This is a genomic window from Fibrobacter sp., assembly GCF_045112255.1.
In the GTDB taxonomy this organism is placed as follows: domain Bacteria; phylum Fibrobacterota; class Fibrobacteria; order Fibrobacterales; family Fibrobacteraceae; genus Fibrobacter.
In genome coordinates, this window is sequence record NZ_JBGUHR010000032.1 from 1 (window position 1) to 22146 (window position 22146).

Consider the following 22146-nt stretch of genomic DNA (forward strand, 5'->3'; position numbering starts at 1 on the left):
TCAAACGCCTTGGCCCATTCTTCTTCTGTGTGTTTTTTATACATGAAAACCCCGAAAGTTATGTCCAACTTTCGGGGTTCACATCACGTAGCCGGTGGTTCTTCATATGCGGGCCCTGCCCTAGAATACTAGCCACGCGTCACGTCGCGTTGCACGAATTAGCACCTGCATGATGTCCTTACCGGCAAGCCCGTAAACGGGCTAGACCTTCCCGAACATTGTCAGTTGGTCTCCGTACTTGTCTTCCTTCAGCTGATTTTGAATATACGCTGCTATTTTCGCAGTATTTTTACCAGTCGTGTCTACATAATAGCCACGACACCAAAATTCCCTACCTCTGTACTTGATCTGTAGAGCGGGAAACTTCTCGTACAGCATCAGGCTACTTTTCCCTTTCAAATATCCGATAAAACCCGATACGCTAACTTTGGGCGGTATTTCAAGAAGCATATGGACGTGGTCGGGACACATTTCCGCCTCCACGATATTTATGCCTTTCCAGTTGCATAGCGTACGTAGGATTTTCCCGATCTCAACCTTTTTCTCTCCAAAAAAGACCTTTCTTCGAAATTTGGGAGCGAAAACTACATGATACTTGCAATTCCACGTTGTATGAGCCAACATGTTGCGATTATTACTATTTTGCATTTTAACCTCTTGGTTGTTTTTGTTTTGCAGGATGCCAGTCCGCATTTCAAATCTAACCAAGAGTTTTTTGCTTTCTCAAGGACGCAACGCCAGAAGGCTCTATGGAACCACCAGCCTAGCTGGTGGTTTTCGTTTATACAAAAAGGCCCCGTATTAACGGGGCATGGTGACGAGAGCGAGCGCTACTCACATATTTCTACATAATTCTAAGCGCGAACGGTCTTCCGTGAGCAACAAGCGCCTCGTATTGCGATTACATCGCATAAACGGGCGCCTCAACAATAGAAACAAACATGTTTGTTTCTGCTGTACTCGGCTTAGGTTTATTTAACGAGGCGCGGTTGCGAGAGTGAGGCGAAGTCGGAAGCTCCGCCTAGCTATTGAGCCGAACAGTCTCCTACGCCTGTGCCTGAACGGCGGTGAGGGCGATCGTATAAACGATGTCTTCAACGAGAGCGCCGCGAGACAAGTCGTTCACCGGCTTGGCCAAGCCCTGGAGCATCGGGCCAATAGCGATCGTGCCATGAGCAGAGCGCTGCACAGCCTTGTAACCAATGTTACCGGCAGAAAGGTCCGGGAACACGAACACAGTAGCCTTGCCAGCGACCGGGCTGTTCGGAGCCTTGAGGGCGCCAACACTCGGAACCGTTGCAGCATCGTACTGGAGCGGGCCATCGATGAGCATTTCCGGGCGAGCAGCCTTAGCAGCGGCAGTAGCAGCCACGACGAGGTCTGCATCCGGGCCCTTGCCCGAATTGATAGTGCTGTAAGAAAGCATAGCAACACGGCTCGGGAGGCCGAAAGCCTTTGCCGTGTCATCGCACTGGAGAGCGATATCGGCGAGTTCTTCGGCGAGCGGGTTCAGGTTGATAGCGCAGTCGCCGTAGATGTAAGTCTTGTCCTTCATGCACATGAAGAACACAGAACTCACGGACTTCACACCCGGAGCGGTACGGATAATCTGGAGAGCCGGACGGAGCGTATCAGCGGTAGAGTGGATAGCGCCAGAAACGAGGCCATCAACTTCACCGAACTTGAGCATCATCGTTGCAAGCATGACGTTGTCAGAAAGAGCAACGCGTGCAGATTCCGGAGTCATGCCCTTAGCCTTGCGGAGTTCCACGAGAGTCGGCACATACTTTTCGGCAAGTTCTGCGCTCGGTTCGATAATTTCGATGTTAGCCGGGAGCTTGACGCCGACAGACTTTGCAGTAGCTTCAATATCAGCCTTCTTGCCGATGAGGACCGGCACGGCGATGTTGCGTTCGACAGCGAGGCAAGCAGCCTGCACGGTACGCGGTTCAGAACCTTCCGGGAGCACGATGCGCTTCACGCACTTGGAAGCCTTGGAAAGAAGGCTTGCACGGAACATGGCCTGGCTTACGCGGCGTTCAGCAGCCGGTTCGGCGAGGTCGCCAGCAACGCACTTTTCGCAACGGAGCAAGCGCTTCGGGCAGAAGAGTTCTGCATCTTCGCCATCGGCAAAAATCTTTGCATCGAGGGCAGAAGCGAGATCGTCGTTGAACTTGTGAGCAATGACATCGTTCATGCCCGTTGCACCTTCGACGACAACAGCGTCGACTGCATCAAAATCCTGCTTGAGGAAATCGGCGCAGATCTTTTCCATGAGCACGGCAGACTTGCCGGCCTTGATTTCTGCAACGCTATCGGCAGCACTGAAAACTTCGAGCGGCTTGTAGACTGTAGCAATGAGACCAGCCTTGGTAACAGCTTCAACGAGTTCCTGGACTTTGGCTTCCATCTTGGAGGCAGCAGTAGCAACTAGGTAAACACGATTCATTTTAATCTCCATTTTGAATTTACAAGTGTAAAGGTAGGATTTTTTCGCCTGGCGGACAAGAATATTCGCTGATTATCGAGACTTGACTGGATTGGGAAGATGTTTATTTTTGTTTACGATGTCAAAAAATTTCTCAAATTTGCGCCTTTTCAATGTAATAATTATTTAAGCTCTCTTGACAAAGAATCTTTATTGTTATTTTTGGCGAAAGTGTATGGGAAACACTGTGGGCAAGGAGGGGGGAATCAATATCTAGGAGTCACGGATGAGGATCAGTGGGCTTATTAACAGGGTTTTGGTGTGTTTGGCGATATTCAGTGCCTGCGCTCTAGCGCAGACGGTTGCTGTTGCGCATATCATTTACGACGGCAACGTCTTGTTCTATGCCGACAACGAAAGCAATTTCGTTTACAAATCGCTTGAAAAAGGCGACGATGGAACATACACCATCGAATTCACCGATGAGCGCCTGGCTAACGGCAAAAAGGACGTCCGTCACCTACAATTCGGGGTGGGCTGTAACGGCAGTACGTGCCATACGGACCTGAGTCCCAATGACAAGCCCTTGCTTGGAACGCTTTTCCCTAAATACAGGGAAAACTCCATCCAAGACGGCAAATACATTTACGGAGCAGAAGAAGTCTGGATCGTCATCAACGACGACAAGACTTTGACGATTTCCGACACGAAACCAGCGGTCGCGGTCAAGCCTAAAAAACACATCCGCTTCCTCACCCCGTGGACAAACACCAACGCCATCATGTTCCTGAATGGCATGGAAAACTACATGAGTCCGGTGGGTTCTCCATATTGCGGCTGGTTCGAAAGCATGGTCACAAAGCCCTCCGACAGCGCATGGGTTTACTTCAAGCAGACCATCGGTACAACATATGTCGGAGCCGAAGGCACTACCGAAAGCGACTCCACGCTCGTTCCCATGCTGCTCGATTCCGCACTCGCCGTCAGCGACACCATCTGGGTTGTCGCCTACCAGTATGGCACTCCCGAAATCCATGTCGAATATCCGGGCGTTCTCGGCGAATGCCTCCCGAAGATTCTCCCCGTGATGATGTTTGACTGGTACGACGGTTCCATGAACTCCGACGGATCCAAGAACGGTCTCAGTTACGGAGAAGGCGGTGCCGGGCGTACAGGATTTGATATCCGCGGAGTCCCGATGTTTGGCACAGGAACTAGCGAAGACTTTGGGCAGGACGGCTGCAAAGGCGATCCGATGACAGGCATGGTCGAAAAACAGCTCGGCGCAAACGGCGTTCCCGTGATGGCCAAGAACTTCCCGGCCAATTGCAAGAACGCAACGCACCTCAATAACTGGTTCCTCCCTGAAGTCATCGCCGAAAAGGACGGCAAGCAATATACAAACGTCACCTGCCGCGACCTCGAACTCACGCTGACAAACGACGGTTTCTGGCTCGGCCAGAAAGACGACGAAAGCCCGGAACACGGACTCTTCCTGCTAGACGACTTCCGCTGGCTCGATAGCGCCGAAACCGTTGAAAACCCCCACTACGATTCCCTTAGCGGTGGAAAAGACGCTCCTGGCTACCACAATTACGGCTTCACCATGAAGATCCAGGCAGAATTTGTCTATGTCAAAGGTCAGTACTTTGAATTCAACGGCGACGACGACGTGTGGGTGTTCATCAACAACAAACTCGTTGTCGATATCGGCGGCCTGCACAAAAAAGTCAAGAGATCCGTAAACCTCGATGACCTCGGACTTACTCCGGGCGAAACTTATCCGTTCCACATCTTCTATGCCGAACGCAAGCGTACGCAGTCGAACTTCATGATGCGCACGTCCATCGACTTGAAGGTGGAATCCAGCATGCTCCTTACGAACCTCTCTACGGACTCAACGATTATCAAGAAAGAGGTATGGCAGAACATCCGTGAAAAGACTCTCGCTTGCGACTTCTCCTCGAACTCGGAACAGAAGCGCACGGAACGCGGCCCTTCGAACTTTACGTTATTCGGAAAGAACCTTCCGATGACAGGCGTCTCCTTAAGCAAGCTCGACACTGCATACTATGGCGGCATCACGATCACAAACGATTACACGATGCTCACCATCAACACAACAATAATCGCCCGCATGCAAACGCTTCCGCCAGGAACCTACTATATCCGCGTTTCGCTCAAGAACAATCCTAGAGAATACAAGGATGTCTACTTTACCGTTCCGCCGACGGAACTGCCAAATATCGCTTTTGCAAACATCATCGACTCTAGCTACTGCTTCATCGCGGACATCGTCGAAAAAGATACGCTCTGCCTTGACAAGTACTGGAAACCGCTTGGAAACAAAACCAACCGCAACATAAATAGTGACACGCTCCCCATCAACTTGAACAAGAACGAAAAGCTCTGGGCCGGGCGCATCTACCCCATCAACGTCACCTTTGTCGAGGACTGGGCCACAAACTACAACGGCATCGCCGTCAAGGTTACACCATCCGACCCGCACCTCGTCCCCTGCGATTCTCTCGGTTCCCAGCTCCCGAACAACGAGTTCACGCTCATCAAAGGAAAGAACACGTTCTACCTGAAGGCAACAGGCGCCGTCACAAACGAAAAAATTACGGTTTCCACGGCAGCCTCCAAGAACAAGAGCATCGAGTGGACAAACATCACCATCGCAGAACCGCCTGTTCCGCAGATCGAGACTGCGTTTATCTATGACAGAAACGGAGACGGCCGCGGCGACAGCGTCTGGGTCAATTTCAACAAGCCTCTCGGCGGCAACAGTGTCTTGAATTCGCTTTCGTTCACTTTCGGCAAGACGCATTATGAACTCTCGAAAGTCAAATATCAAGACGGCGAGAAGTCACTCTCGTTTGTTGCAGATGGCGACGGTTTTGACATAGCCATCGCAACAGGAGGCGCCGTAGAGCCTTACGCCGGCAAGATTACCGCGCAGTACACCTACACAAATCCCGAAGACCACACCGTCTCGAATTTTGCTGTAGACGGACTTCTGAACGACAGGATCGGTGCCATTATCATGGCTGCTGAAATTTCCTATACCGAAGACGGAAAAACGCAGCTCACGCTCACCTTTAGCGAAGGTCTCACCGCAGAAAACATCAATTCCAGCCTGTTCGGCTTCCGCAGCTACGGAGGCGGCTCCCTCTCGACAGTCGTACAGGAAGCCGACTACATCGCGGCATCCCCGGCAAACCGCTGGAAACTCATTTTCTCGAAGAAGTCCGTTTCGGACGTTCTCCCCATTGTCGGCGACTCCGTACGCATCAAGTCCCCCTCTGAAGGCGGTAGCGCAATCGATCTCGTCGAAAATCCCGCCCATAGAGACAATCCCTGGGTACGCATCACTGGTGAGCAGCGCATCACAGTCACAAGCCCGACCGTCGTGACGATCGACAAGGATTCGCCGAACTTCGACAAGACAAAAGAAATCATCAGCAGCAAAAAGGCTACTGTTCCAATTATCGTCAAAAGCGACAAGCACCTTACCGCAAACCAGGTCGGCGAAATATATGGCACCCAAGGCCATTACCTCGGCGACATGAACATGTCCGAACTTGTCGAAAACGAGATTAGCGAAATCGTAAAAGTCGTGAAGAGCAATACGAGCTTCGAAGACAAGGAAGCCATCAAGAACGGAAGCCCTTCGACGACAGTCTCGCTTGAAACCATCATCTCGATGTTGGAGAAAAATGAAATTTCAGCCAAGGACGCCAAAAACAGGTTTGGCGTAAGCGAAGTCATTCTCAACGCCATCGACAACGGACTTTTGGACAGGAACAACCTGAACAACTACTTGCACGGTACAACGGAAGATATCAAGACCATTGCCGAATCGCTTGCAAGCAAGACGGAACTCAGCTACAAGACCATTTACTATTCAAGCCTGGGTCACTTCATCAACAACGATGAAGGCCGAATCGCATGCTCTGACGATATCTTCAAGACAGACGGAGCCGAGAACTGCGTCGGAAACAACGGGCATCTCTACCTCGCCTGGAACTCGCGTTCCAAAAAAGGCAGGCTCGTCGGTACTGGCGTCTATATCGCCCGCCTCGAAATCCGCCTCATGGTAAACGGCAAGAAAATAACGAAGCGCACTCAGGATTTCCTCTGGGGACTTCGTCATGGCGACATCGCGATCATCGATATCGACCTGAACTAGCAATCCCATAATACCGGACTTAAATGGCACCCTTCGGGGTGCTTTTTTGTTCAAAAAGCGGAACTTTTTCCCCTACTTACAAAAACACTTCTATGGTGTTGCACTGTTCGCAATTTATTTTACAAATAACAAAAAAAAATTTGATAAAAATCACAAGATTGAGTGTATTTTCTATAAGGGTAACATCTTCAGGGAGTTGTGGATGCGGTGTAAAAATATTGTCTTCAGTTTTATTTTAATACTCTTATGTGCAGCTATTCCGTCAATAGCCGCCGAGTACAATATTCTTGTCAAAAACGAAACAACCCAAAACAGCGGGGCCGATCTCTATGTCAAAATGCAATATAAGGACAGAGGGATTACCCGTTCAACCACATGCACCAAGCTCAGAAGCTATGGCGACAACAAGTTCTACGTCAAGGCGACAACAAGTTCTACGTCAAGGCGACAACAGATGCCGCCAGCGAGCCGAAACTAACATTCTACACCAACAGCACATGCTCCAACAGAAACTCCATAGGAAGCATATCCCCGTTAGAGGGCACTGATCCGGCCGCAGAAAACCTGATCATTACTATTGACGATATAGGCGTTACACTAACCAACAGCCCAGAACCCATTGAACCGCCGGAGACCTCAAATCCAGGCGGACCTGGAGATAATCCGCGCCCACCCACGACGACCAGAAAACTGATCCGCTTCTTTACCCCCTGGACAAACACATCGGCAATTCTCTACGTTTCGGGCGGCGATTCTGTCAACATGACCTCCGTCAAGAACTATTGCGGCTGGTTTGAAGCAAGAATCACCCCGCCGCAAGGATCGCTCCAGGTTTACTTCAAGCAAACCATCGGATATGACTATGTAGGCGATATCCATTACACCAAGATAAATCCAGCAACTCAAAGCATCTTGCTTTCTCTCGACAGCGCTGCGGCCAAAACCGACACCATCTGGGTCAAGGCCGGTAAAGAAGTCGGAACCGCAACAACGGTTTACGAAAAATACCCGGGCATTCTGGGTGACTGCCCGACGAAAAAGCTCCCCGTGATGATGTTCGACTGGCTGCACGGCACCAAGGGCGATGGCGACATCAAGACATCGATCGACCGCCGCGATTCTACCGTGACGACGTCCTACGCCAACGGCGCCAAGGACCTCGACCCTGATTTTGGCCCTATGTACGCCACCAGCGACGACTTCGGCTCTGGCGGATGCGCCGGGAGCAACTCTCCGGAAGGCAACATGAAAGGCATGGTCGAAGAATATCTTGGACCAAACGGAGTCCCTGTCCGCGCAGCGAACTTCCCCGAAAAATGCAAGATTACGGAGCATTTGAACAACTGGTTCCTGCCGCAAGTCGTAGCCCAGAAAAACGGCAAGGATTACACCAACGCGACCTGCCGCTCCATTGAGCTGAATCTTGACAACAACGGCCTCTGGCTTGGGCAAAAAGACAACAAGAGTCCAGAAGGCGGCCTCTTCTTGCTCGACGACTTCCAGTACCTCGATGCAGAAAACACCGTCAAGAACCCGTTCTACGACAACATCTCCGCCAACGGCAAAAGACACAACTACGGCTTTACGATGAAGATCCAGGCAACGTTCGAATACGTTCCTGGCCAGTACTTCGAATTCTTTGGCGACGATGACGTCTGGGTGTTCATCAACAACCGCCTCGTCGTGGACATCGGCGGCCAGCACACCCAGGTTTTGGGTTCCGTCGATCTCGATACGCTCGGGCTTACCGAAGGCAAGAACTATCCGTTCCATATTTTCTACGCCGAACGCCATACGTCGCAGTCCAACTTCATGATGAGAACTTCGATCGACCTGAAGACTGACGCAAGCCTGTTCTATCAGGGCGGAGACGTCAACGGCGTTCTTGATTACAGGATCTACCAGATCATCCGCGAACAGGCCCTCTCCTGCGACTTCTCCGGGGCAACCGTCAAAGATACCGTAGACGCCCCCTCGAACTTCACATTATTCGGCGGAGCTTATTCTGAAGGAATCGCCCTGGATAGTGTGGGAGTCTGGTTCGGAGGCATCACGATCAAGCCGGGCTATACAGGCTTTACCATCGATACCGCCCAAATCAAGAGCAAGCGCGCGCTCCCGCCGGGAACGTACCAATTGCGCTTCTCATTGCAGAAAGACGAAACCCAGTATGACGAAATTACGTTCGTTATCGACAAGTACACATCTCCTCCCATCGTCTACGCCCTTGTTGACGAGAAAAACAACTGGACAAATATTGGAAACGATGTGGACGGCAATACCGTTACTCTCGGCAAATGGGTAAACACGCGTTATCCGGTAAACGTCATGTTCGACGACGGGTCAGCATTTGACGATATCGTTTACGTCACTACATCCAACCCAAGACTTATCCCTTGCGATGAAAACGGCAACAGCATATCGGCAATCACCCTCAAAAAGGGAAAAGCGACATTCTACGTCAAGGCGACGGCCCCAGTTCAGGACGTCACGCTCATGGTGAGTAGCGCAGACGAAGCTCAAAAAGCTTACTGGAGACATATCTCGTTTATGGAACCGCCTGTACCGCAAGTTGTATTCGCATGCATCTTCGACAGGAATGGCGATGGTCGTGGCGACAGCGTCTATGCAAAGCTGAACAAACCCATGAATTCGTTGAACAATAACTTTGTCAGCATGGATTCCGTGCAGCTGGAATTTGGCGAGAAGTTCCCGACAATTATCGGAAGCCCGGCAGTCCCAGGCAGCAACATCACGTCAAACGACCGCGACAGCTCCATCGCCATCGTTTCTCCCAATGGCGGCTTCGGAACTGTACCGTTTACCGGCGGTGCCGACAAGATCTATAGCGGAAAGATTACGCCATTCTGGAAGTACTCCGAAGGTGGCGTTCCGACAGTCATCAATCTTACAAGTGACGTAACAGACTCCGTCGGTCCTGTTATTACGGCAGCAGAAATTTCATACAGCGATGACGGTTCGACAATTCTCGCGCTCTCATTCAGTGAAGGCCTCGACTGCGAAAACGACATCGATGCAAGCTATTTCATATACTTCTTCAAACAGACTAACCTGGAAAGGACGGATGTTGTTCCTGAAATCATCGCCAAGGATTCAAAGGCTAGATGGCGACTCGTCTTTAGAAACTCAAGTAACGACAAGGACAATATCCCGGTCATGGGCGACTCCATCAGGATGGTGCACGGTATCCACATGGACCTGCTCCACAGAACTACGCCAGCAAACAATCCGTTCGTCCGCATCTCCGGCGAACAGAAAGTTATCGTTACAAGCCCTCCAGTCGTAACCATCGGCGAATCGGATTCTTCAAAAGCAATTATCAGGAATCCAAGTCCAACCGTGCCAAAGATTATTCAGTCGGATAAACCGATAACCGTAAAGGACCTTGCCAAGACCTACGGCACACAAGGACATTATCTCGGCGACTTGAGCCTATCGAGCCTGGTCAAAGACGAGGTCACAAATCTTGTGTCCGCAATCAAGAACGACAACGCCAAGTGCATCGAGTTATACGGCAAGACTCTTGAAGAAATCCTCAACGAGGTTCAATCAGGAGCCATCAGCATCAACAAAGCGAAAAAAGAATACAAGCTAAGCGATGAACTCGTAGATGCCTACAAGAACGAAATCATCAATGCGGTTGACGTCACCGGCATCGCAAACGGCAACTCTTCCGTTATTGAAAAAATCACGAAATCAATTGCCGAGAAAACAGTTCTTGAATACAAGACCCAGTATTTCACAAGTCTTGGCATATTCGTGAACAGCAATTCTGGATCGCTGAGCTGCACGGATACGCTCTATAACGGCAGCTGCCTTGATGACGACAACGATGGCAAGATATTCCTCGCCTGGAACATGAAGTCCAAAAAGAACAGGCTCGTCGGTACAGGCGTTTACATTGCCAGACTTTCGTACAAGATCCGAGTCGGGAAGAGCACCAAGGTGGACCGTACGCAAGATTTTCTCTGGGGTGTTCGACATGGCAAGACCAAAGGGTTTACCATCGACTTGAACACGGATGAGTAAGTTTCGTTCTCTCTAAAGGCGCCTGCCATGCAGGCGCTTTTTTTGTGCAAAATTTTAAGGATAAATGCAAAAGGAGATTCCCGCTTTCGCGGGAATGACAGGCTCCAGCGGGGATGACAAAGCAACAAGGCCGGGATGACAGTGTAAAAAAATAATTCGTCGGTGTTAGCCGACGAATTATTTTACGCTTATTGCGTGATTGCCTTCGCGAGAATCGCGGAAGACAACTTATGCAAAATTGTACAAGTCCGTAATGTCTTCGTTGTTCTTGTCGTACATCCAGAACTGGTTTACATGAGCATATTCATCTTCCACGAGGGAAATCTTGATGTTGTGCTTGTATTCCAGATAGTTGAACATGCGGTTCAAGTCCTTGCAAAGAACATCGACAACCTGAGCGCTCACGACGAGAGTCACTTCGCGGAGACGGCCCTTGGTATGGGCGCGGGCGAGCCAGCGGTCGATCATGCCGAGCGTCGATTCGAGCGTTGCGATGCGGCCACTGCCGTTGCAAACCGGGCAGCATTCGGTCTTTTCAGTCATGAGGTTCACGCGGACGCGCTTACGGGTGACTTCCATGAGGCCGAACTGGCTGATCGGGGCCGGGCTAATCGGAGCCTTGTCGCGGCGGATTGCCTTGCGGAATTCCTGGTAGACGGCTTCGCGGTCTTCATCGGTTTCCATATCGATGAAGTCGATGATGATGAGGCCGCCCACATCACGGAGGCGCAGCTGCTTTGCGATTTCGTGGCAAGCATCGAGGTTTGTTTCGAGGATGATCTTGCCCTGGTCCTTGCCATGAACCTTCGGACCGGTGTTCACGTCAATAGAGACGAGAGCTTCGGTCTGTTCGATGACGAGGTTGCCACCGCGCGGAAGCGGAACCTGACGCTGCAAGGAGCGAGCGTAGTCGTTTTCGATCTTGAAGTATTCGAACAAGCTTTCGCTAGAACTCCAGAGCTTGACCTTGTCGAGCTTATCCGGAGAGAGAACCTTCAGGTAATCGCGGAGAGCAAAGTACTCGTCGCGATTGTCGATATACACGTAGTCCGTGTTGTCGCCGAAGTATTCGCGAACCGTCTGTTCGATGGAATCGGATTCTTCGTAGATGCAGGTCTCGGGGGGCATGGTTTCGAAGTTGTACTTCGTCTGTTCCCACTTGCTCTCGAGTTCGCGCATCTGCTTGTTGATTTCGAATTCGGATTCGTTGAGGCCGTTGGTGCGGACGATGTAGCCCACGTCGCGGCCCTTGAGGCGGCGCACGACCTTCTTGAACTCGCGGCGCTTGACCGGATCGCGTTCACGCTTCGAGACGCCGACGAAATTAGTGCCCGGCATGCAGACCAGGAAGCGGCCAGCAAAGCTCAAGTGTGTCGTCAAACGGGCACCCTTGGTGCTAATCGGTTCCTTGACCACCTGCACCATGATTTCCTGGCCTTCCTGGAGAATTTCGTCGATCGAAATTTCCTTAGAAGCATCGCCTTCGTCATCATCGTCACCATATTCGCGGCGCAACAGTTCGTTGCGGTCCATGGCGTCTTCCTGATGCAAAAAGCCAGCCTTCTCAAGACCAATGTCAATGAATGCCGCCTTTAGTGCGGGAAGCACCTTCTGAACGACACCCTTATAAATATTGCCCAGAACTCGATTAGAGGAAACACCTTCAACAACCAATTCCGCAAGTTCGCCATCTTCCATGATAGCTATGCGCTTTTCGTACGGTGTTTTGCTAATCAAGATTCCGCGCTTACACTTATTTGCCATTAAAACTCCTAAAGGGTAAAGCAAAACTTGATAGATATCCCCAAGACCAGTCCAAAAGTATGGACCGCATCCGAGCTCCCTATGTTTCTTGACGGAAAGTACCGCCAGCCTGCAAAGCAGAGCCTGGGGACTTAAAATATAATAAGTAGGAAGACTAGAGACGAGAGACGAGAGACGAGAGATGCGAAAATATGGACATTTAAGAAGTAGGACAACTGCGTAAGGCGAGTGAAGCGACAATGCTTGCATTGTCATTTCCGAGCCTAGCAGTTGGTACTTGAGCGAAGCGAAAGTACAAGTGGGAAGGGGAAATGTAAGGAAAAAGTCACTGGATTCTGGCCTCGAAGAGGAATGACGAGCGAGGCGAGAGAAAAGTGGTGATGCCGGAACAGAGTCCGGCATGACAATCAACCAACAACCATTGACTAATGACTATTGACTAAAAACTACTTTGTAATAAAGTAATCTTCCGGATTGACAGGCGTACCGTTTACGCGGATTTCGTAGTGCAAGCCGAGACTTGACTGAAGTCCGCTCTGCCCAATGAGCGCAATCGGATCGCCGCGGCGAACTTTGTCGCCCTTCTTAACAAGAGTTTCACCAAGATGCGCATAGAACGTCTTCACGTGTTCCATGTGTTCAATCTTCATTGAAAGTCCAAAGCCACGATGCTTGCGGACTTCGACGACGGTACCCGCGCCAGGCGCATAGACGGTATCGCCTTCGGCAGCCAAGAAGTCAACGCCGCGATGCGGAAGTTCCTGATCCGTGAACGCGTCAAAGACCATTTCAAAACGAGCCTTGATATCGTGATGGTTCTTGAGCGGATGCAAAACAGGAACACGCGCCGCAAGCGCAGAATCAGCCTCGAGCTTGTTGAGCGTCTTGCGAAGCGTCGATCTCATGTCATGCAAATTCTTTTTCGGAGACTCATCCTCCGACACCGCATTTTCAAGCGTAAAGCCAAGCCCGCCGAGTTTCAAGGTGCTATCGCGTACGATACGAGTTTCTTCGATTTTCAAAATTGTAGTATCGACCACAGTGCGGATTTTCTTTATTTCGTTCTTGATGACCGAATTCTGGTGATAGACATCCATCAAGTTGCCGTTAGACAAGTTCTCCACAATTTGCACTGGCGAAAACATGATGAATCCAAGAATCGCACAGACTGTTAAAACAAAGTAAATAATTACTTTTTTCACAGAGAAAGTGACATCTTTCCCGCGAGAATCCTTATTCGGATAGATATGGACCTCAAGCTTTTTCACTAGGACCTTCGGTTTTGTTCAGTTTCTGTTCAAGTTCTGCGACCTGTTTCTTGATTTCAAAGATGGCACCCACAGCTTCGACAGCAGATGGATCATCCTTGATGGAGTCCAGACGGCCTTCCTGAATAGCCTCATAGACCTTTTGTCCGAGCAACTGGAACTTATTTCTGAGCTTACACTCTACCATCGACAATTCAACGCGAGAAAGCACGTTGGCAGCGCAGTCCTTTGCCGTATTTTTAAGCTTATTTAGAGTATTTTCATTCATAATATCTTCCGACTAGCCTTTAAAATAGTAGATTTTTCGATATAAAACAACGGAGATTTTTCTATGAGTCGCAGCGATCGCAGAAGAGCAAAGCAAAACGTCAAAAAATTCGTTCCAAAGAAGTCAAACGCGCTGGATAAACGAGTCATCGTACTCCTCGCCATCATTGTCGTTGTGTTTTTCGTAGGAACAATGATCATCCAGAGAGGCTAATTAATGAAGTTCACTATCCAGAAGAATGTTTTGCAGGATGCACTGCAAGCGGCAATTAGCGCCGTTCCGAACAAGTCCACCATCCAGATCCTCAACAACTTTTCGCTCCGCCTCGAAGGCAACTTCCTCGAAGTGAGTGCAACAGACCTCGACCTCGGTATCAGGGTCAAGGTGGAAGTGCAGGGCGAACGTGATGGCGCAGTCGTCATCAACGCACGCAAGCTGTTCGATCAGGTGAAGAGCCTCGTGGACCCGAGCATCACGAACATCACTTTTGACGCACAGGATTACCTGGTCAAGATCCAGTGGAGCGAACGCGGTAAGGCAAGCATCATCGGCTTTGACGCAAACGACTTCCCGCCGTTCCCGGAAATTGAAAATGGCGAAACATTGAACATCGCCGCAAGCGAACTTGCATTCCTCGCTGAAAAGACATTGTTTGCAACATCTACCGACTCCACGCGCTTGAGCTTGAACGGCGTGTTCCTCGAAGCGAAGGACGGCAAGGTTTCCATGGTCGCTACCGACGGTCACCGCTTGGGCCGTGCCGCCATCGACCAGGAAGGCGCAGAACTCTCGAACGGAGTGATCATCCCGCACAAGGCATTGCAGCACATCTTGCACATGGCTAAGGGCGATTCCACGGTTGAAGTCCGCACGTCTGCAACGCACATCCTCTTCAACACGGGTTCCATCCAGGTCATCTCGAAGCTTTACGAAGGACCGTATCCGAGCTACCGCTCTGTGATCCCGCAGCAGTTCGAACGTACCGCACAGGCCAACACCACGGAATTCCAGAACAAGATCCGCAGCGTGATTTCCATGGCTAACGCACGTACCCGCAAGATCCGCTTGCAGTTCGATGGCAACATCCTCGAACTCAGCGCCACAGACCCGGATGTCGGCGGCGATTCTCGCGAAGCACTCGCCATCACGCACAACGGCGAAGGTAGCTTCTGCATTGGCTTTAACGGCCAGTTCCTCGCAGAAATCCTCGGCATGTGCAAGAGCGAAGAAGTCATCATGAAGATGAACAATCCGCTTGGCGCTTGCATCATCGAGCCGGTTGGCGAAAACATGAACTTCTCGTTCTTGTTGATGCCGACGCACCTCACCGACAACTAATCGTAGTTCGGAAAGATTTAAGGGCTCTCGCGAGAGAGCCTTTTTTAGTGGGAATGTATCTGTAGATGGGTACAGCAACTGCTGAAGGAACTGCGCCAAGTTTAATTGGGAATGCCGCGAGATTCAATCGGGAACCGCCGCGCGCAAAGAGAAATGCGCGAGTTTTGGATAAAATAATTATGTCAAGTCAAATACGCAAGAGAGTCAATAAAAAAATCACGAAAGCTATTCACGACTTCAACCTGATTGAAGACGGAGACCGAGTGCTCATCGCGACAAGCGGTGGCAAGGATTCCAGCGTACTGTTGATGGAACTCGCCGCAAGACTCGGCAAATTCGGGCCCAAGTGCGAACTGGCAGCCATCCACATCCAAAGCGATTTTGCGGACAAGGCACCCCGCGAATTTTTGCAGCGCATGGCAGAAGAATATCCGCAAGTGCCATTTTACTTTAAAGACGTCGCCGTGGAAGCCCGACTCAAAGAAGGCCGCAAGCTGAATTGTTACTGGTGCAGTACGCAGCGCCGCACAGAACTCATCAAGTTCGCAAGCGAAAACAACTTCAACAAGATTGCGCTCGGCCACCACATGGACGACATCGTCGAGACGCTTTTGATGAACATGCTGTACAAAGGCGAGTTCAGCGGAATGCCGCCAATGGTGCCGTATGAAAAGTATCCGTGCAGCATTATCCGCCCGCTCTGCTACTGCGAAGAAAGCGAAATCATCGCGTATGCCGAAGACGCGGACATTCGCAAGTTCACCTGCACCTGCGAATTCTCGAAAGCAAGCCATCGCAAGACCATCCGCGAAGAAATCAAGAGCTTGACAAAAGGAAGCTCCACGCTTAAGGCAAATTTATTCGAAAGCATGCGGAATATTAGGATGGATTATTTATTGTGAGAAAAGTCTTTGTCATATACGCACTCGTTACATGCATAGGAGCGTTCCTATGCAGTTGCAGCTGGCAAAAAGCACAAGTCACGGAAGGCATATTCGACGTGTACGCTCCAGCACCCTACACTGGAGCCGCATTTTCGATGGATGAAAAATCCAGTGCCATGCGTGTAAGTTTGCAAATTCGCAAAAACGACAAAGAAACATGGCAACTCGAAGGCATTGAAAACGACGACATCCACGAAGATGGAGTTAAATTACAAGGAGGGGATGCGAATATCGCTTACCGATTCAAAAGATTCCCCATAACAGGTTCATTTGATTATTTTAGCAAAAATGAACTTTCTTTATGGGGTGCAGGAATCGGGCTTGACCCATACCCTTTTATCCGAGGCTCTATTGGAATAAACTCACGATACATTGAAGTTGGCGTAACAGCATATCTAAACGTCAGCATGAACACATCCAACAACAAGATTGAATGGGTATCCCATGAATACCAAGGAATAGCGTACGGTTATGAAAACTATACTGGAAAAGAAGAAGGCGAATATCAAGAATTCAAACTCCACGGAGGCTTTGGAGGATTCATTAATTTTTTTCCGATAAAGTTCATCGCCATTTCATACGCGCCGTTCTTTTACAGGCCCTGGTGGGATGACGAAGTTCGCGATTACGAAATTTCATTCCGTTTTCCATTCATCATTTCGCAATATTTGGGGGTATCCATCCTCATAGCAAAGCACGTACAACTTTCTGCAGGAGCAACACTCTATTTGAGTCCAGCCGTTAAAGGAAGCTATTGGTTTTTCGATTCAGGAATTGGATTTGTATTCTGACGGCAAGAATAGCGACGATACCATTCTTTCACTTGCTCACCATCCCTAAAACGTTGGCATGCACGTTTATTATTTTTGTTTACCACCCCACCTACAATATACGCTGTAGGTAATCCAACAAACGCACCCATTGCAAAGCCTCCAGTGAAAGCACCTTTGCCTCCGCCAACAATAGCCCCCACAATCGCCCCAACTCCAGCCACTGCACCAAATCCAATCAACCCGGCTTTGATTTCACTTGTATATGAGATCGAATCCAAATCACATGGCAAAAAATCATTGCTGTAATAAGTATTTGTTTTTTGCAGATATGGTTCATACGCCCAAACCAAATCAGACTTTAAATCATAGCAAACAGATGTTGCAGCTACAAAAATTGAGCTTTTTGTATTACGTGTAAACTTAAGGAATAAAATCTTATCTTTATCAACTTCGTACATCGCAGTTTCAGGCGACAAATTTTGAGATGGTAAGTTTTCCGAAATGTCATTATATTCGTGAATCATCGCATCATTTCTCGCCATGATTTCCGCCGAATCATCTACTAGAGAAACCGAAGATGAATATTCCTGTTTTGGCGTTTTTTTCTGCTCAGATTCATTCTCCATCGCAATTTTTGGGATGAAATCATTAACAATAATTTTATCTGCATATTCTCGTTCTGCCGTAAATGTCGTTATAGACGGCACAACAATGGATACTAAATTCAACGGAAACGGCAAAAGAAGAAAAGGAACAAACCCACCGACAATACCACCAACTAAAGCGGTCGTCGTATTTCTATCATAATCATCCGTCACAACGATAGTTGAATCATAAATAATTTTTCCCAAATGGTTCAAAGTAATTCGATGTTCTCCCACTGGGAGTGGTGCGTTTAAAGGAGTCGTCCCTATAAAAACACCATCCATGCTTACAGCAGCATTTCCCAAAGCATTCGTAATAATGACTTTACCCTTCGTTCCTTTATTAGGAATATTTTTTGCGGTATTGAAAGAAGCCGCACACCCATACAGCAAAAACGAAAGCAAAATGACGACTAAATACTTGTACATTTCGATACCAACAGTATCAACAATTTAGAAACAAATTAGATTATCGGACACAACGCACGGAACGATAATCGTCTTTCGCGAAAGCGTTTATGCTTGCGGCTTTACTGTTGAAAGAGAGAAACAAGTAATAAGCGTTTGATTCGCGATTCTCGGAATCTTCGGTTGCACTCCAGAAATACGCATAACCGCCGATGCCATCGAACTTGCCACCCATAATTGCACCATCATCCGCTTTCAAGATTGCGCCGCGATAGCCCGCCGGGAGCGCGTTGAATCCAAATTCATCGGAGCCGTTCCCTTTCTTGAACCAACCATCGCGAGATTTTAATTTTGCGCCAACTTTATTTGAGACAGCGCCGGAATTGCCCGTGCGAGACTGCGCGACATTCCCAGGCGCCGCAATCACAAGAGCTTCGAAATCCGCTTTCGTTGGGAGGCGCCAACCTTCAGGGCAAACTGTTTTCGCCTCCGCCCACGTATAAAGGCGGCCCAAGCGTTTGCAATTGCGAGAATCACCATCCGGGCAAACACTCGCCTCCGTTTTGTAATTCAGATTCTCCGCCATCCATGTAAGATCACCAATCTTCACAACATCATAGCTCTGCCCGTCACGCGGATCCGTGAAAGACTCGGAACAAGCCGAGAGGAGGAAAGCTAAAGAGACGATAGCGAGAGAGGTGTGGAATGGGATGCGCATAGGGAGAATTTAAAAAATTTTAACCCCCAAAAATGTGCAGACAGAATAACAGCCAATGTTTCAAATTACTACATTAAAATCATATGCAGAGCTTTATTGACAATATAACCGTCACACTCAATGACGAATTGAAGTCAGCCTTGAGATCTGGTGGCCATTTATCCATCGCCGCGGCGAGTTTTTCCATTTACGCCTATGAAGCTCTGAAAAAAGAACTGGAAAACATCGAAGAACTCCACTTCTTATTTACTAAGCCGACTTTCACCAAAACGGATGCTGCCAAAAACAGCAAAGAACAACGTGAATTCTACATACCCAAGTTAAACCGCGAACGCTCTTTATACGGCTCCGAATTCGAAATCAAGTTACGCAACCAACTTTCACAAAAGGCAATCGCCAAAGAATGCGCTGACTGGATTCGGCGCAAGGTCAAGTTCAAAACTAATGTTTCCGACCAAATGGTCCATGCTGGTTCCATTGTTGTATCTGACCCTGTCGGAGAAAAAACGGCATTTACACCGATTAACGATTTTAGCAAGACTGAACTCGGCCTTGAAAAAGGCAACTACATGGGTTTCGGGATAAATAGAATCGAAGCGCCCATATCGAACAACTTCCTTGCCTCTTTCAATAGAATTTGGAACGACGATGAAAAGTTGCAAGACATCACCGACACGATTCTTGAAAACATCGAAAGTGTCTATCGCGAAAATTCGCCCGACTACATTTACTTCGTCACACTCTATAACATTTTCCACGAGTTCCTCGATAACATTTCCGAAGATGATTTGGCAAACGAGGCGACAGGTTTCAAGAACAGCGCCATCTGGAATAAACTTTACGATTTCCAAAAAGAGGCAAGCCTTGCTATTATCAACAAGCTGGAAAAATTCAACGGTTGCATTCTTGCCGATAGCGTCGGTCTCGGTAAAACATTTACGGCCCTTTCGGTAATCAAGTATTACGAGAACAAGAACCGCAATGTACTTGTTCTTTGCCCCAAAAAGTTGCGCGATAACTGGCTCACTTATCGCGAGAACTACAAAAACAATCCTGTTGCAAGCGACCGCTTCGCCTACAGGGTCATGAACCATTCCGATCTTTCCCGCACTTCGGGCTATTCAGGCGATATCGATATTGCGCGATTCAACTGGAGTAATTACGAGCTTATTGTCATCGACGAGAGTCACAACTTCCGTAATGGCGGCAAGACCACCGACATGGGCGACGATGAGGACCCGAAAGAAAATCGCTATTTGCAGTTGATGAACAAGGTCATTCGCCAAGGCGTTCGAACCAAAGTCCTGATGCTTTCGGCAACTCCGGTAAACAACCGCTTCAACGATCTCAAGAACCAGCTGGAACTCGCCTATGAAGGCGATTCAAGCCAACTGGAACAAGCAATCGGTATTGGCGACAAGACAATCGCCGATATTTTCAAGCAGGCACAATCTGCTTATAGCAAGTGGTCAGAACTGGAAGAAAGTGAACGCACTACGCAACGGCTGCTCGGAATGTTGAGTTTTGACTTTTTCAAGATTCTTGATTCAGTCACCATTGCCCGTAGCCGTAAGCACATTGAGAAATTCTACGACACGAGCAAAATCGGAGCGTTCCCGGAGCGTCTTAAACCTATCGCTCGCCGCCCAAGCATTACTGACATTGATTCAGCAGTAACGTTCCGAGCCATATTTGATTTGTTGCAACAACTGAAACTTGTAGTGTATTCACCTTCGGCATATATTCTGCCGAGTAGACTTTATAAATACGAAGACGAAGCCCCGACAAAAGCTGGTGGCAAAGGGCTTTCGCTTAAGAATCGTGAACGCGGTATCCGCGTGCTTATGCAAGTGCAGCTTTTGAAGCGACTCGAAAGCTCCATTTATTCTTTCAACACATCGTTAGGTCATGTGAAAAGGTTTATGGAGCATATTCTCCAAAAGCTTCGCAATCATGTTGTCGATTTAGAAATCAATGATATTGAAGGACTCGGACTTGACGAAGACGAAATCACCGTAGGCCGCCAAAACAACCGCATCGCACTCGATGACTTGGATTACAAGTCCTGGGAACGAGACCTCAATGCCGATTGCGAAACTATCACGAGACTTATCGAGATGATTTCCGTCGTGACGCCGGAACACGATTCCAAATTACAGCAGCTGCTTGCCGATATTGACAACAAAATCGAACATCCATTCAACAACGACAACCGTAAAGTCATAGTATTCTCCGCTTTTAGCGATACGGCGGAATACCTTTACAACAATGTCGCCGAACACATACTCAAGAAATACGGATTGCATTCCGCACTCGTCACAGGAGATGTAAACGGTCGTACAACGCTCAAGACCAAAAGAAAAATGGATTTCAATATGGCCTTGACATTGTTTTCTCCCATCTCCAAAGAAAAGCAAGCTATTTACCCGGAAATCAAGGAAAACATTGAAATCCTGATTGCAACGGACTGCATTTCTGAAGGTCAGAACTTGCAGGATTGTGATTACCTCGTGAATTACGATATTCACTGGAACCCCGTTCGCATTATCCAGCGCTTCGGTCGTATTGACCGTATTGGCTCCAAAAACAAGAGCATCCAGCTGGTAAATTTCTGGCCAGATATTGAACTGGATGAGTACATCAACTTAAAGGGTCGTGTTGAATCCAGGATGAAGGCCGTCGTGATGACCTCTACAGGTGACGATAACCCAATTGCCCCCGAAGAACCCGGCGACCTTGATTACCGACGCGACCAGCTGAAACGATTGCACGACGAAGTTGTTGACCTTGAAGAAATGAACAAGGGCGTCTCCATCATGGATTTGGGTTTGAACGAATTCCGCCAGGACCTGATTGAATACATGAAGACAAACCCGGACATTGACCATACCCCACACGGACTCCATGCCGTTGTTGCAAAAACGGGCACACTTCCCGAGGGCGTCATTTTCGTGCTCAAGAATAAAACGGGCGAAATTAACATCGGCAAGAGAAACCGTCTGCATCCGTTCTACATGGTTTATTTGGACAACGACGGTAACGTGATTACAAACCACCTTGCACCAAAGGATTTGCTAGATAATGTACGCGCACTAAGCAAAGGCAAAGTGGAACCTTTGAAAGACCTGTGCAAAGCGTTCAACAAAGAGACCGCCGACGGCAAGCGAATGGACCGCTACTCCAAGCTGCTTGACAAGGCCGTAGAATCTATCGTAGATGTCCGCAAGGAAAGCGCTATTGACAGTTTCCTTGGTGGCGACCAAGGCGAACTTTTTGACAAGGTGCCCGCCGGTCTTGACGACTTTGAACTTATCAGCTTTTTCGTGGTGAAATAAGAACCACAAACATTTA

The 22146-nt window shown here is 48.8% G+C and carries 13 protein-coding genes and 1 pseudogene; 7 read left to right on the forward strand and 7 right to left on the reverse strand.

Features of this window, described 5'->3' with window-relative positions:
* Window positions 1-158 precede the first annotated feature (158 nt).
* Both tnpA and pta read right to left on the reverse strand, forming a co-directional pair.
* A pseudogene (gene tnpA, locus ACJMM9_RS03310) lies at window positions 159-624 on the reverse strand (IS200/IS605 family transposase).
* Between the two features lie 421 nt (window positions 625-1045).
* The gene (pta, locus tag ACJMM9_RS03315; RefSeq protein ID WP_405323840.1) at window positions 1046-2449 is read right to left on the reverse strand and encodes a phosphate acetyltransferase; all 1404 of its coding nucleotides are present in this window, start codon (window positions 2447-2449) and stop codon (window positions 1046-1048) included.
* Between the two features lie 298 nt (window positions 2450-2747).
* On the opposite strand from pta, the gene ACJMM9_RS03320 reads away from it, so the two are divergent.
* Both ACJMM9_RS03320 and ACJMM9_RS03325 read left to right on the forward strand, forming a co-directional pair.
* Window positions 2748-6620, forward strand: a complete 3873-nt coding sequence (locus ACJMM9_RS03320; RefSeq protein ID WP_405323871.1) for a fibro-slime domain-containing protein — start codon at window positions 2748-2750, stop codon at window positions 6618-6620.
* A gap of 375 nt (window positions 6621-6995) precedes the next feature.
* Window positions 6996-10670: a fibro-slime domain-containing protein gene (locus tag ACJMM9_RS03325; protein ID WP_405323842.1), complete on the forward strand. Its 3675-nt coding sequence runs from the start codon at window positions 6996-6998 to the stop codon at window positions 10668-10670.
* A gap of 228 nt (window positions 10671-10898) precedes the next feature.
* Here ACJMM9_RS03325 and ACJMM9_RS03330 read toward each other — a convergent pair whose 3' ends face one another.
* The 3 genes from ACJMM9_RS03330 to ACJMM9_RS03340 form a co-directional block, all read right to left on the reverse strand.
* Complete coding sequence (locus tag ACJMM9_RS03330) at window positions 10899-12434, reverse strand: Rne/Rng family ribonuclease (RefSeq protein ID WP_405323844.1); 1536 nt, start codon at window positions 12432-12434, stop codon at window positions 10899-10901.
* A gap of 446 nt (window positions 12435-12880) precedes the next feature.
* Entirely contained in the window at window positions 12881-13702 is an 822-nt protein-coding gene (locus tag ACJMM9_RS03335) for a M23 family metallopeptidase (RefSeq protein WP_405323846.1), read from the reverse strand.
* Window positions 13689-13970: a hypothetical protein gene (locus ACJMM9_RS03340; protein WP_088641467.1), complete on the reverse strand. Its 282-nt coding sequence runs from the start codon at window positions 13968-13970 to the stop codon at window positions 13689-13691. The genes ACJMM9_RS03335 and ACJMM9_RS03340 overlap by 14 nt, the downstream gene beginning before the upstream one ends.
* 63 nt (window positions 13971-14033) lie before the next feature.
* Here ACJMM9_RS03340 and ACJMM9_RS03345 point away from each other — a divergent pair, with 63 nt between their 5' ends.
* The 4 genes from ACJMM9_RS03345 (at window position 14034) to ACJMM9_RS03360 (ending at window position 17043) form a co-directional block, all read left to right on the forward strand.
* Complete coding sequence (locus ACJMM9_RS03345) at window positions 14034-14183, forward strand: hypothetical protein (protein ID WP_159462327.1); 150 nt, start codon at window positions 14034-14036, stop codon at window positions 14181-14183.
* Window positions 14184-14186: 3 nt separating this feature from the next.
* Complete coding sequence (dnaN, locus tag ACJMM9_RS03350; RefSeq protein WP_405323849.1) at window positions 14187-15308, forward strand: DNA polymerase III subunit beta; 1122 nt, start codon at window positions 14187-14189, stop codon at window positions 15306-15308.
* 179 nt (window positions 15309-15487) lie between these two features.
* Window positions 15488-16210: a tRNA 2-thiocytidine biosynthesis TtcA family protein gene (locus ACJMM9_RS03355; RefSeq protein ID WP_041260116.1), complete on the forward strand. Its 723-nt coding sequence runs from the start codon at window positions 15488-15490 to the stop codon at window positions 16208-16210.
* 137 nt (window positions 16211-16347) lie between these two features.
* A complete protein-coding gene (locus ACJMM9_RS03360) occupies window positions 16348-17043 on the forward strand; it encodes a hypothetical protein (protein ID WP_405323851.1) in 696 nt (231 codons plus the stop codon).
* Here the strand turns inward: ACJMM9_RS03360 and ACJMM9_RS03365 are convergent.
* Window positions 17004-18098 carry a PEGA domain-containing protein gene (locus ACJMM9_RS03365; protein WP_405323853.1) on the reverse strand — a complete coding sequence of 365 codons (1095 nt, stop codon included), beginning with the start codon at window positions 18096-18098 and terminating at the stop codon, window positions 17004-17006. The two genes, ACJMM9_RS03360 and ACJMM9_RS03365, sit on opposite strands and share 40 nt — an antisense overlap.
* A gap of 40 nt (window positions 18099-18138) precedes the next feature.
* A complete protein-coding gene (locus tag ACJMM9_RS03370; protein WP_405323855.1) occupies window positions 18139-18795 on the reverse strand; it encodes a fibrobacter succinogenes major paralogous domain-containing protein in 657 nt (218 codons plus the stop codon).
* Between the two features lie 83 nt (window positions 18796-18878).
* On the opposite strand from ACJMM9_RS03370, the gene ACJMM9_RS03375 reads away from it, so the two are divergent.
* The gene (locus tag ACJMM9_RS03375; protein ID WP_405323857.1) at window positions 18879-22130 is read left to right on the forward strand and encodes a helicase-related protein; all 3252 of its coding nucleotides are present in this window, start codon (window positions 18879-18881) and stop codon (window positions 22128-22130) included.
* Window positions 22131-22146 lie beyond the last annotated feature (16 nt).

Bases quoted from the DNA above. Each gene is read 5' to 3' on its own strand.
- ACJMM9_RS03330 (WP_405323844.1), bottom strand. From the start codon at position 12,434: ATGGCAAATAAGTGTAAGCGCGGAATCTTGATTAGCAAAACACCGTAC.
- ACJMM9_RS03355 (WP_041260116.1), top strand. From the start codon at position 15,488: ATGTCAAGTCAAATACGCAAGAGAGTCAATAAAAAAATCACGAAAGCT.
- ACJMM9_RS03365 (WP_405323853.1), bottom strand. From the start codon at position 18,098: ATGTACAAGTATTTAGTCGTCATTTTGCTTTCGTTTTTGCTGTATGGG.
- pta (WP_405323840.1), bottom strand. From the start codon at position 2,449: ATGAATCGTGTTTACCTAGTTGCTACTGCTGCCTCCAAGATGGAAGCC.
- ACJMM9_RS03340 (WP_088641467.1), bottom strand. From the start codon at position 13,970: ATGAATGAAAATACTCTAAATAAGCTTAAAAATACGGCAAAGGACTGC.
- dnaN (WP_405323849.1), top strand. From the start codon at position 14,187: ATGAAGTTCACTATCCAGAAGAATGTTTTGCAGGATGCACTGCAAGCG.
- ACJMM9_RS03360 (WP_405323851.1), top strand. From the start codon at position 16,348: ATGGATGAAAAATCCAGTGCCATGCGTGTAAGTTTGCAAATTCGCAAA.
- ACJMM9_RS03375 (WP_405323857.1), top strand. From the start codon at position 18,879: ATGCAGAGCTTTATTGACAATATAACCGTCACACTCAATGACGAATTG.
- ACJMM9_RS03345 (WP_159462327.1), top strand. From the start codon at position 14,034: ATGAGTCGCAGCGATCGCAGAAGAGCAAAGCAAAACGTCAAAAAATTC.
- ACJMM9_RS03370 (WP_405323855.1), bottom strand. From the start codon at position 18,795: ATGCGCATCCCATTCCACACCTCTCTCGCTATCGTCTCTTTAGCTTTC.
- ACJMM9_RS03325 (WP_405323842.1), top strand. From the start codon at position 6,996: ATGCACCAAGCTCAGAAGCTATGGCGACAACAAGTTCTACGTCAAGGC.